Origin of the sequence: Ideonella sp. B508-1 (assembly GCF_000333615.1) — a bacterium.
Classification (GTDB): Bacteria; Pseudomonadota; Gammaproteobacteria; order Burkholderiales; family Burkholderiaceae_C; genus Ideonella.
Map to the genome: position 1 here is coordinate 17,361 of NZ_BADL01000042.1, position 11,454 is coordinate 28,814.

Annotated in this window: 9 protein-coding genes; 3 read left to right on the forward strand and 6 right to left on the reverse strand. The window is 72.3% G+C overall.

Translation table 11 applies throughout. The annotated features are described in order from the left end of the window. Window positions 1-129: 129 nt before the first annotated feature. Window positions 130-1,362, reverse strand: coding sequence for an arabinose transporter (locus I73_RS02085; protein ID WP_022979099.1), 1,233 nt, complete (start codon window positions 1,360-1,362; stop codon window positions 130-132). A gap of 60 nt (window positions 1,363-1,422) precedes the next feature. On the opposite strand from I73_RS02085, the gene I73_RS02090 reads away from it, so the two are divergent. Continuing rightward, on the forward strand, window positions 1,423-2,073 hold the full coding sequence (locus I73_RS02090; RefSeq protein ID WP_022979100.1) for a TetR/AcrR family transcriptional regulator: 651 nt from the start codon (window positions 1,423-1,425) through the stop codon (window positions 2,071-2,073). Between the two features lie 39 nt (window positions 2,074-2,112). Here I73_RS02090 and I73_RS02095 read toward each other — a convergent pair whose 3' ends face one another. Together I73_RS02095 and norR are read right to left on the reverse strand one after the other, a co-directional pair. Further along, complete coding sequence (locus I73_RS02095) at window positions 2,113-4,368, reverse strand: helicase-related protein (protein WP_022979101.1); 2,256 nt, start codon at window positions 4,366-4,368, stop codon at window positions 2,113-2,115. A gap of 37 nt (window positions 4,369-4,405) precedes the next feature. After that, on the reverse strand, window positions 4,406-5,932 hold the full coding sequence (norR, locus tag I73_RS02100; protein WP_022979102.1) for a nitric oxide reductase transcriptional regulator NorR: 1,527 nt from the start codon (window positions 5,930-5,932) through the stop codon (window positions 4,406-4,408). Window positions 5,933-6,102: 170 nt separating this feature from the next. Here norR and hmpA point away from each other — a divergent pair, with 170 nt between their 5' ends. Together hmpA and I73_RS02110 are read left to right on the forward strand one after the other, a co-directional pair. Further along, entirely contained in the window at window positions 6,103-7,293 is a 1,191-nt protein-coding gene (hmpA, locus tag I73_RS02105) for an NO-inducible flavohemoprotein (protein ID WP_022979103.1), read from the forward strand. Further along, window positions 7,290-8,429: an HPP family protein gene (locus I73_RS02110; RefSeq protein WP_022979104.1), complete on the forward strand. Its 1,140-nt coding sequence runs from the start codon at window positions 7,290-7,292 to the stop codon at window positions 8,427-8,429. The genes hmpA and I73_RS02110 overlap by 4 nt, the downstream gene beginning before the upstream one ends. A 7-nt stretch (window positions 8,430-8,436) precedes the next feature. Here the strand turns inward: I73_RS02110 and I73_RS02115 are convergent, their stop codons facing one another. From I73_RS02115 to I73_RS25460, 3 genes are all read right to left on the reverse strand, one after another. Then, a complete protein-coding gene (locus I73_RS02115; protein WP_022979105.1) occupies window positions 8,437-8,940 on the reverse strand; it encodes a DUF411 domain-containing protein in 504 nt (167 codons plus the stop codon). A gap of 25 nt (window positions 8,941-8,965) precedes the next feature. Further along, the gene (locus I73_RS02120; RefSeq protein WP_022979106.1) at window positions 8,966-10,339 is read right to left on the reverse strand and encodes a multicopper oxidase family protein; all 1,374 of its coding nucleotides are present in this window, start codon (window positions 10,337-10,339) and stop codon (window positions 8,966-8,968) included. 9 nt (window positions 10,340-10,348) lie between these two features. After that, a partial coding sequence (locus I73_RS25460; RefSeq protein WP_022979107.1) for a TolC family protein occupies window positions 10,349-11,454 on the reverse strand: 1,106 nt, incomplete at its 5' end.

An 11,454-nucleotide genomic window follows, 5' to 3' on the forward strand; every position in this document is an offset into this window, starting at 1 on the left:
CCGTCTGCACCCCCGCCCCCTCCCCAGGGAGCTCCTTTGCAGGGAGCAAGGCTAGCAAGTTGCGGGCCGCGGGGCAGCCCCACAAACCCGCGGGAGGTTCCTTTTGGGGCGTCCCGCGGGTGCGGTGTCTCAGGCCTGGGGCGCCAGGCCCTCGATCGGTCGACGCAGCAGCGACAGCGCCACGGCCAGCGAGAGTGCCACCATCAAGGCACCGGCCAGGTAGACCGTCCCCACGCCGGCCGTTCCCGCGATCAGGCCGGCCGCCGGACCGGTGAGGCCCAGCGACAGATCGAGGAACGCGACATAGGCCCCCATTGCCACACCACGGGCCTGCGGTGGAGCGCGCCGGACGGCCTCCACGCCGAAGGCAGGAAAAGCCAACGAGTAACCGAAGCCGGTCAGCGCGGCCCCCGCAGCCGCCACTGCCGCGCTGTCCGCAGCCCAGATCAGCAGCTGTCCCAAGACCTCCACCACCACACAGGCCAGCGCCACCCGGGCGCCGCCCAGCCGGTCCGGCAGATGAGCGAAGAAGAGCCGCGCACCGATGAAGGCCAGCCCGAACGCCGTGAACACGACCGCGGCCGACCCCCAACCGCGTGCGTTGAACAGCAGCGCCCCGAAAGTGGTGATGACCCCGAAGCCCACGCTGGACAAGGCCAGGCCCAGGCCCGGCACCCACACGGCGCCCAGCACCTTGTAGAACGGCGTGCGCCGTTGAGCGGCGGGATGCGTGGCCCGCAGACCGACCACGATGGCCAGCGCCACCAACGGGATCAGGACGGTCGCCACGGCGACGCCGGTGAAGCCCCAGCGCGCATCGACCGCCACGCCGGCCGGCGCGCCGGCCGCGTAGGCACCGTACATGGCAATGCCGACCCAGGCCATCACCTTGCCGGCATGCTGCGGACCGACCAGGCCCACGCCCCAGCCCAGCGCGCCGGTGACGACCAGGCTTTCCGCGCAGCCCAGCAATAGCCGGGCCAGCAACAGGGCCCCGATGGCGGCCGGGCCCAGGCCGAAGGCCAGGGAGACCCCATAGGCCAGACCGGAGGCCGTGGCCAGCAGCAGACCGGAGACCACCGCGCGCTTGGCCCCGCGGGTGTCGACGAGCGCCCCGGCCCAGGCACGCGACAGAAGCGCCGCGCCGAACTGACTGCCGATCAGCGCACCCACACCGAGCGCACCCATGCCCAGGTGCTGGCTCAGGTGCAGGGGCAGTACCGACAGCGGCAGGCCGATGGTGAGAAAGCCGATGAACACGGCCAGCGTCAGGGGCAGCAGCCGCAGGAAGACATTGACCGGCGGCGCGGCGGCGGGCGCACCCGCCGAATGAGGTGAATGAGGCGAACGAAACGAAGACATGTGATCTTTCCTTTCAATGCGAGTAAAAACTCGCTTCACATGTCGAAGAGAATATGAGCCATGGCTCGCATTGAAAACTCGCATTCCGCGGCGTCCCCTCGTCCGCTGCCGCAGCCCCGCAAGACGCCGCGTCAAGCCCGTTCCCTGGCCATGGTCGAGGCCATCCTGGAGGCCACGGCTCGCGTTCTGGCCGAGCGTGGCTACGCCGGCACCAACACCAACGTGGTGGCGGAACGTGCGGGCGTGAGCGTCGGCTCGGTCTACCAGTACTTTCCCAACAAGGACTCGCTGGTCACGGCGCTGCACGAGCGCCACGGTGCGCAGATGTATGCCGCCATCGCCGCGGTATTGGCCGCCGAGCGGCCCGATGGGCTGCAAGGCCACGTGCGCGCGATGGTGCGGGCGCTGCTGGCGGCGCACCGGGTGGCGCCGGAACTCCACCGCGTGCTGGAAAGGGAGTTCCCGTTTTTCGATGCACCGCGCGATCAGAGCGTGGCCGACGGAGGAATTTTTCAGCAGGTACGGCAGTTGTTGGAGCAATACCGCCGCGAGATCGCGCCGCGCGATCTGGACCTGGCCACCTGGATGCTGCTGCAGACCCTGGAATCGCTGGTCCACGCAACGGTGATCGACCCGCCCTCCATGTTCAAACCGGAGGCGGTCGAAGCGGCCATCGTGCAGGTCTTGATGGGGTATCTGCGCACCCCGTAGCGGCCGATGGCCTGCTGCCGATCGCGTTCAGCGAGGCACTCAGTGCCGCGCCCGACCCCGCTGGCGCATCTGCCACAGCGGCTTCTTGCCCTTGAGCTGGCGCTCGATGCCGTCGTTCAGGCGGCTGCGCAGGCCCACCACCTCGTCCACCTGGCCGTAGATGCCGGGGAAGCGCAGGTCCAGCCACAGCCACAGCGTGCAGGTGCGCAGGGCCTGCTCCATGCGGTCCAAGCGGCTGTGCTCGTCCACCTCGTCCAGCACGCCGGGGCGGCTCACGCTGCCCTTCTGGGCATGCTCCCAAGCCCAGCCCAGGAAGTCCTGCACCAGGGTCTCGGTGCGCGCATCCACCGGCGCCTGGGCGTAGACGAAGCGGTCGCGCAGGCTCAGGCTGGCCGCGTTGCGGTCCAGCTCGCCGGCCAGGTCCAGCATCTGCTCCAGCTCCGCCACCTGGAAGTGGGCGTTGTCCAGGCGCAGCTGGTCCATGAAGACGTTGAGCACCTCCTGCAGGCGCTGCTTGCCCAGGCGCTGGGCGATGGTGCTGACATGCCACCAGCTGGGCGCCACCGGCGCCTTGAAGTTGCGCGGCGCGCGCGGGGTGCGCGGCAGCAGCTCCTTCAGGGCCCGTGCCGCGCCGGGCTCGGCCTCGTGCAGCACGCCGGTGAAGCCCTCTTCGTGCAGGCCGAAGCGGCCAGCACGGCCGGCGATCTGGTGCACCTCAGACTCGCTCAGCGACCGGTCGCCCACGCCGTCGAACTTGGTCATGGTGGAGAACAGCACCCGCCGAATCGGCAGGTTCAGGCCCATGCCGATGGCGTCGGTGGCCACCAGGATGTGCGACTCGCCGGTGGCGAAGCGCTCGGCCTCGCGCCGGCGCACTTCGGGCGGCAGCGCGCCATAGACGACAGACACCGGGTGGCCCACCGCGGCGATCTGGTCGCGCAGCATCAGCACCTCGCGCCGGCTGAAGGCCACCACCGCATCGCCCTTCTTCAGCGCCGCGATCGGCACCGGCGACTTCAGCAGGTCCACATGCTGCTTGCGCACGAACTTGCGCACCACCGGGCTCTCGCCACAGAGGTTGAGCAGGCTCTCGATGGCCGGCACCGCGTATTCGGAGCAGATGATGACCAGCTCGCGCGCGGGCACCGCCACGATGGCCTGGGTCCAGGCCCAGCCGCGCGAGTTGTCGAACAGCATCTGGGCCTCGTCGATCACCGCCACGTCGATCGGGTCACGGGTGTTGACCATCTCGATGGTGGACGACACCACGCGGGCGCCGTCGGCCGGCACGTTCTCCTCGCCGGTCAGCAGCGAACAAGGCACGCCCTTGGCCACCAGGCGGTCGCGTCCTTCCAGCGCCAGCAGACGCAGCGGCGCCAGGTAGGCGCCGTCCAGGGCCTGGGACAGGCGCTCGAAGGCCGCGTGGGTCTTGCCGCTGTTGGGCGGGCCGACGAAGAGGGTGACCTGGCGCTTCAACTGCCGGGCGATGGGAAAGCTGTCCGGGTAGCCCTGGAAGGCCAGCTCGTGGTTCAGGCTGGAGAGCGTCTGCTGCTCGTTGACCTGGCGTTCCCAGCGGTCCTGGGCGCGGGTGCAGGCGGCCTTCAGCTCGGCCAGGCTTTGCGGCCGCAGACATTCGGCCTGCAGGCGCGGCAGCAGCGAGTCCATCGCCTTCTCGTCGCACCAGGCACTGCGCTCGGCCAGCGCGTCCAGGTGGGCGGCCAGCTCGGCCGCGTCGGGCCAGCGCGGCGCATCGGCCAGCGCGCCCAGCAAGGCGCGCTTGTCGCCGTGGCGGAAGAAGGCCCAGACCGGCTCGGCCGGGATGGGGGCGCGGAAGCCCACATCCAGCCCCTTGCCCTGCCAGGCCGCATGGCGCACCGGCAGCGGCTGGCGGAACAGGCGCTCCCAGCCGTCGCCCGATCCGTCCTGCGTGGCGCGGGTGATGCCCAGGGCCTCCAGCGTGGCGGCCCGCTCGATCATGATGGCCCGCGTCTCGCGGCCCACGCCCACCTCGTCCAGGTGGCGCAACGCGCTGTCGATCAGGGTGGGCGCAATCCAGCGGCTGGGCCGCTGATGGGGCACCGCCTTCTGCAACAGGATCAGGCCCAGGCCATCCAGGTGCTGCTCCAGCTTCGGGCTGTCCTCGGGGATGAAGTCCGCCGGCTTGACCACCTGCGGCAGGTTGTAGGCGCCCTGGCGCACCCGCTCCAGCAGCTCCGGCGTGATGTGGGCCGGCACGCGGCTGGCATGGCGGGGCTGGGGCAGTTTGAAGCTGGGGGCGGGCGAGACGTCGGTCATGGGCGGAAGCAGAGGCTGAACCTGGATTGTCCGCGTTTCAGGCCAGGCCCAGGCGGCGCAGCAGGCGGTGGAAGTTGCTGCGGTCCACGCCGGCCTCGCGCGCAGCCGCCGCGGCCACACCGCCGTGCCGGGCCAGCAGGGCCTGCAGCCACTGGCGCTGGAAGGCCTCGGTCGCCTCGCGCAGGCCCAGGCCCGGGCTGACATCAACGGACAGGCCGGGCGGGGACAGCGGCGCGGTGCTCGCCAGGGCCGGCGCGGCCTCGCCCAGATGGCGGGGCTCGATGCTCACCCAGCGCGCGCCGCGCCCCTGCTCGCCCACCACGCGCAGGGCCGCCCGGCTGATCACGTGCTCCAGTTCGCGCACATTGCCGGGCCAGGGCTGCTGCTGCAGCCAGGCCTTGGCGGCAGGCGTCAGGCGCAGGTTGCGCGTGCCCAGGCGGTGCTGGTTCTCCTCCAGGAAACCGCCGGCCAGGGCCAGCACGTCGCGGCCACGTTCGCGCAGGGGCGGCACGCGCAGCGGGTAGACCGACAGCCGGTGGTAGAGATCGGCCCGGAAGCGGCCGGCCGCCACCTCGGCCGCCAGGTCGCGGTTGGTGGCGGCCAGCACCCGCACATCCACCCGCAGCAGGCGGTCGCTGCCGGGCCGCTGCACCTCGCCGCTCTGCAGCACCCGCAGCAGCTTGGCCTGCACCGGCAGGCTCAGCTCGCCCACCTCGTCCAGGAACAGGGTGCCGCCATCGGCCAGCTCGAAACGGCCGGCCCGGTCCTGCAGGGCGCCGGTGAAGGCGCCGCGCCGGTGGCCGAACAGCTCGCTGTCGGCCAGGGTGTCGGGCAGGGCCGCGCAGTTGACCTGCACCAGCGGCCGCTCGCAGCGGGCCGACCGGGCGTGCAGGCGCTGGGCCACCAGCTCCTTGCCCACGCCCGTCTCGCCCAGGACCAGCACGGTCAGGTCGGAGCCGGCCACCAGGTCGATCTCGCGCAGCAGGGCCTGCATGGCCGGGCTGTGTCCCCCCAGGCTGCGCTGGGCCAGGGTGCTGCGCTGCAGGGCCTGCAGCCGGGCCTGCTCGCGGTGCGCCTGTTCGGCCAGCTGGCGGATGGTGCCGGCGGCCTCGATGCCGTCCTGCACCAGCGTCACCAGGGCCTGGCGCTGGACCGGGCCCACCGGGTCGAAGGCCCCGGCCTGCAGCGCATCCAGCGTCAGCAGGCCCCACAGCCGCCCGCCCACCCGCAGGGGCGCGCCCATGCAGTCGTGCACCGGCAGCAGGTCCGGCTGGCCCTCCACCAGGCCGTCATAGGGATCGGGCAGGCCGCAGTCGGCTGCGAAGCGCAGGCCGGTCTCGCCGCTGGCCAGCAGCTGAGCCAGCCGCGGGTGGGCCGCCACCGGGAAGGCCCGGCCCAGCGCCTCTTCGCTCAGCCCATCCACCGCCACCGGCCGCAGCACGCCGCGGTCCTCTTCCAGGCGCAGCAAGGCCGCCGCGTCGCAGCGCACCATGCCGCGCACCGCCGCCAGCAGGGCGGCCAGCCGCGGCGTGGGCGCCGGTGGGGTCGTCAGATCAGTGGTCATTGCGACCACATTGTGGTGGCAATGACGACAGTCCGCCCGTGGTCAAGCTGACAACATCAGTCAGGACAGGGGCAAAAGTCCTGGCGTGACAGTCAGTTGCCGCAACGCACACCGCTGGCGCGCATCTTGATCTGGCGCAAGCATCCCCGATCACCCAAGGAAGCGATCCCATGCTGAGTGCCCAGACCATTGCCCTGGTGAAGGCCACCGTGCCCGTGCTGCAGGAACACGGCGAAGCCATCACCCGCCACTTCTACCCGCTGATGTTCCGCCAGTATCCGGAGGTGAAGGCCTTCTTCAACGAAGCCCACCAGGCCGGCGGCGCCCAGCCCAAGGCCCTGGCCGGCGCCGTGCTGGCCTATGCCGCCCACATCGACCGGCTGGACGAGATCGCCGGCGCGCTGCCGCGCATCATCCATAAGCACGTCGCGCTGGGTGTGCAGCCCGAGCACTACCCCATCGTCGGCCAGTGCCTGCTGCAGGCCATCCGCGAGGTGCTGGGTGCGGCCGCCACCGACGAGATCATCGCCGCCTGGGGCGAGGCCTACCAGGCTCTGGCAGATCTGTTGATTGCCGCCGAGGCCCAGCTCTACGACGCCAACGCCCAGGCCCCCGGCGGCTGGCGTGGCGAGCGGGCCCTGCGCATCGCCCGCAAGCAGGCCGAGAGCGAGGTCATCACCTCCTTCTACCTGGAGCCGGTGGACGGCGGCGCCCTGCCCGCCTTCCAGCCCGGCCAGTACCTGACCCTGGTACTGGACATCGATGGCCAGCCGACCCGGCGCAACTACTCGCTGTCGGACGCCCCGGGCCGCCCCTGGCTGCGCATCAGCGTCAAGCGCGAGGACGGCGGCAAGGTGTCCAACTGGCTGCACGACCGCGCCCAGGTGGGCGACACGCTGCAGGCCCTGGCCCCCTGTGGCGACTTCGTGCTGGACGCCCAGGCTCCGGCCGAACGCCCGCTGGTGCTGGTGACCGGCGGCGTGGGCATCACCCCGGCGATGAGCATGCTGGAAGCCACCGCCGCCAGCGGCCGGCCCATCCACTTCATCCATGCCGCGCGCGATGGCGGCTGGCATGCCTTCGCCGAGCGGGTGAAGGCGCTGGCCGAACAACACGCGAACGTGCGGCCCTTCTTCGTTTACGAGTCGCCCCGTCTGCAGGACCGGCCCGACGCCGTGGGCCGGATCCACAGCGCCATGCTGGCCGAGCTGCTGCCGGCCGACCGCGACGTGGACCTGTACTTCCTGGGGCCCAAGCCCTTCATGCAGGCGGTGCACGCCGCCGGCCTGGCCGCAGGCGTGGCACCCGAGCGTCTGCGCTGGGAGTTCTTCGGCCCGCTGGAATCGCTGCAGGCGGCATGAGGGACCTGGCAGACCGTTGGCGGCATTGGGCGCCCACGCTCAACGTGGGCCGGCCCGAGCGCTGGCGGGCGGCCCTGGGCGCGGGCCTGGGCATCCTGCTGACCGGGCTGCTCAGCCATGCGCTGGGCGCGCCCGCGCTGATCGCCCCGATGGGCGCCTCGGCCGTGCTGCTGTTCGCGCTGCCGGCCAGCCCGCTGGCCCAGCCCTGGAACATGCTGCTGGGCAATGCGGTGTCGGCCTGCGTGGGCGTGACCTGCGCAGCCCTGCTGGGCCACGCCGGGCCGGGGGTGGCCCCTGCGGCGGCCATGGCGGGCGCGCTGGTGGCCATGTTCGCGCTGCGCTGCCTGCATCCGCCGGGGGGCGCCATCGCCCTCACGGCGGCGCTGCAAGGCGCCGGGCCCGGCTTCGTCCTGGTGCCGGTGGGGCTGGAGTCGCTGCTGCTGCTGGCCGTGGCGGTGGTCTACAACAACGCCACCCGGCACCCCTACCCCCACCGTCCCCCCGCGCCCGCGGCCGACCATGGCACCCGCGACGCCCCGCCGCGCGAGCGCCTGGGTTTCACCCGGGCCGATCTGGACGCGGTGCTGCGCCAGCAGGACCAGGTGCTGGACGTGGACCCGGACGACTTGGCCGAGCTGCTGCACCAGACCGAGCTGCGCGCCTTCCGGCGCCTGCAGGGCGAGGTGCGCTGCGGCGACATCATGTCGCGCGACGTGGTGGCGCTGGATTTCGGCACCCCGCTGCAGGCCGCCTGGGACACGCTGCGCCAGCACCGCATCCACGCCCTGCCGGTGGTGGACCGGGGCCGGCGGGTGGTGGGCATCGTCACGCTGACCGACTTCCTGCACCATGCCGGCCTGGACGGCCCGACCCGCCTGGGCGAGCGCCTGCGCGCGCTGCTGCGCCCCAGCGGACGCAGCCACAGCCTGCATCCGGAGGTGGCCGGTCAGATCATGACCCACCCGGTGCGCACGGCGTCCGCCGACCTGCACGTGGGCGAACTGGTGCCGCTGCTGTCGGACCGCAGCTTCCACCACCTGCCCATCGTCGACGAACGCCAGCGCCTGGTCGGCATGGTCACACAGTCCGACCTGGTGGCCGCGCTCTACCACATGCGGGCCACGGCCACGTCCTGAACTCGGCTCAGCCGCGCGGGCTGGCCGGCTGCGGGTAGTTTGCCCACACCGTCTCGCGGCCCTGGGCGTCCACCAGCAAGACCTGGTAGGGGTCCTGGCGGCCCGGCACATCCATGCCGGGCGAGCTCGGCGGCATGCTGGGCACGGCCAGGCCGACGGCGCGCGGCCGGCTGGTCAGCAGGCGCTTGACCTCCGCCGCCGGCACATGACCTTCCACCACATAGCCGTCCACCAGCGCGGTGTGGCAGCTGGCGAAGCGGTCGGGCAGGCCGTGCTGGCGCCGGATGGCGCCGGGGAAGTCCACCGCGTGCAGCGTGACCGGGAAGCCGGCCGCGCGCATGTGGTCGGCCCAGGCGCCGCAGCAGCCGCAGGAGGGGTTCTTGTAGACCTGCACGGCGGGCAGCGGCGCGGCGGCCCGCACGGGGCGGGCGACACCGGCCAGGGCCAGCAGGCCCAGACCCAGCAGATGGCGGCGGTCCAGCACAGGATGGGTCGCGGTCGTGGTCTTCATGGTCGTTCTCCGGTTCGGTAGGCGTTCAGTGGTCCATGGGCATGTCGGCCCCGGGCTTGTGCACATGCATCGTCTGCGCGTCGGCCGGCGGGGCCGGGGCGCGGGTGGGTTCGGGCAGCTCGGCGGTGTACTCGCTGGCCAGGGTGCCCGCCGGGTGGCGGTACCAGCCCGGGTCGCGGTGCTCGCCCGGTTTCAGGTCGTCGCGCACCTTGACCACGCTGAACATGCCGCCCATGCCCACCGGGCCGAACGGCCCCTGGCCGGTCATCATCGGCAGGGTGTTGTCCGGCAGCGGCATCTCCATCTGCGCCATCTCGTGCATGCCGTGCTCGCCCATGGCCATGTAGTCGGGCACCAGGGCGGCCACCTTCTTCGCCAGCTCCTTCTGCGCCACGCCGATCATGGTGGGCACGCTGTGGCCCATCGCGTTCATCGTGTGGTGGCTCTTGTGGCAGTGGATGGCCCAGTCGCCAGCCACGGCGTCGAACTCGATGGCCCGCATCTGCCCCACGCCGATGTCGGTGGTCACCTCGGGCCAGCGGGCGCTGGCGGGCACCCAGCCGCCGTCGGTGCCGGTGACCTCAAAGTGCGGGCCATGCATGTGGATCGGGTGGTTGGTCATGGTCAGGTTGCCCACCCGGATGCGCACCCGCTCGCCACTGCGGGCCACGAAGGGATCGATGCCGGGAAAGGCCCGGCTGTTCCAGGTCCAGACGTTGAAGTCCAGCATGGTGTTCACGCGGGGCGTGGCGCTGCCGGGCTCGATGTCGTAGGCGTTCAGGATGAAGCCGTAGTCGCGGTCCACCCGGTGCTGGCGCGGGTTCTTCGGGTGGACGATGAACAGGCCCATCATGCCCATGGCCATCTGCAGCATCTCGTCGGCATGCGGGTGGTACATGAAGGTGCCGGCGCGCTGCAGCGTGAACTCGTACATCCAGGTCTTGCCCACCGCGATGGGCGGCTGGGTCAGGCCGGCCACGCCGTCCATGCCCGAGGGCAGGAGGATGCCGTGCCAGTGCACGGTGGTGGGCTCGGGCAGCTTGTTGGTCACGAAGATGCGGATGCGGTCGCCCTCCACCGCCTCGATCGTCGGGCCGGGGCTCTGGCCGTTGTAGCCCCACAGCCGGGCGGTCATGCCGGGGGCGATCTCGCGCACCACCGGTTCGGCCACCAGGTGGAATTCCTTGACGCCGTTCTTCATGCGCCAGGGCAAGGACCAGCCGTTGAGTGTGACCAGGGGCTGGAAGGGTCGGCCGTTGGGCGGCGGGGGCGGCACCTGGGTCTCGGGCGAGGTCTGGGTGGCGGCCTCGGGCAGCAGCGCGGCGCCGGCGCGGCTGACGGCGGCCGCGCCCAGCAGGCTGGCGCCCGCCGTGCGGAAGAAGTCTCTGCGTGCGGTCATGGCAGGCTTTCAGTGGCCCGCGGCCGCGGTGGCCGGGGCGTCGGAGAGGAGGGAGGCGGCCAGGTCGGCGGCATCGGCCGCGCGGGTGGGCACGCCGGCCAGGGCCGCCTGCAGGCGGGCATCGGCCTGCCAGAAGGCGCGCTGGGCCGCCAGGGCGGCGCTGGCGGCCGCGGTGCGGGCGCGGGCGTCGTCCAGCAGCTCGACCGTACCGATCAGCATGCCGTTGTAGCGCAGCAGCATCTCGTCGGAGATCTTCTGGCGCAGGGGCAGCAGCTCGCGGCTGTGAACCTGGGCCGCGTCATAGGCGCTGCGGTAGGCGGCATAGGCCTCGCGCACCTCGGAGCGGGCCTCCAGCGCCACCTGGGCGGTGCGGTGCAGGGCCTGGCGGTAGCGGGCTTCGGCATCGGCGCGCCGGGTGCTGCCGAAGTCGAACAGCGGCAGCTCCAGCGTCAGCTCGGCGCCGCGCTGGGTGGGCTCGCCGCGGGCGTGCTTGTCCTGCACCCCGGCTTCCAGCACGTTGACCCAGCTCGTCGCGCGGCTCAGGCCCAGGTCCTGGGCGGTGGCCTCGGCGGCGTGGCGGGCCATCTGCACGTCCAGGCGCTGGTCGATGGCGGCCTGCTCGGCCTCGCTCAGGCTGCGCGGGTGTTCGGGCAGCGCGGGCAGGTGATCGGGCAGGCTCAGGCGCGGGGCGTCGGCGTCCAGCCCCAGGGCGCGCACCAGGCGCTCGCGGGCGGCCAGCGCGGCCTGCCGGGCCTGGGCCCCCTGCAGCCGGGTCTCGGTCTGGAAGGCCTGCTCGCGCAGCTGGGTCAGCGCCGGCACATTGCCGGCCCGGGCCATGGCCTGGGCCAGCTCGGCGGCGGTGTCGGCCACCGCCTGCAGGCGGTCCTGCAGCGCCAGTTGCTGGCGCGCGGCCACCGCGTCCACCCAGGCCTGGCGGGTCGCCAGACCCTGGCCCACCGCGGCCACGGCGGCCTGCCACTGCGCGCTGCGCCACTGGCGCTCGGCCACGCCGTCGCGCGCCGGCCAGGCCAGCCAGCCCAGCAGATCTATCGTCAGAGAGCGGTCCACTTCCAGGAGCCCGCCTCCGGCCAGGCGGCCCAGGCTGATCGCCGGGT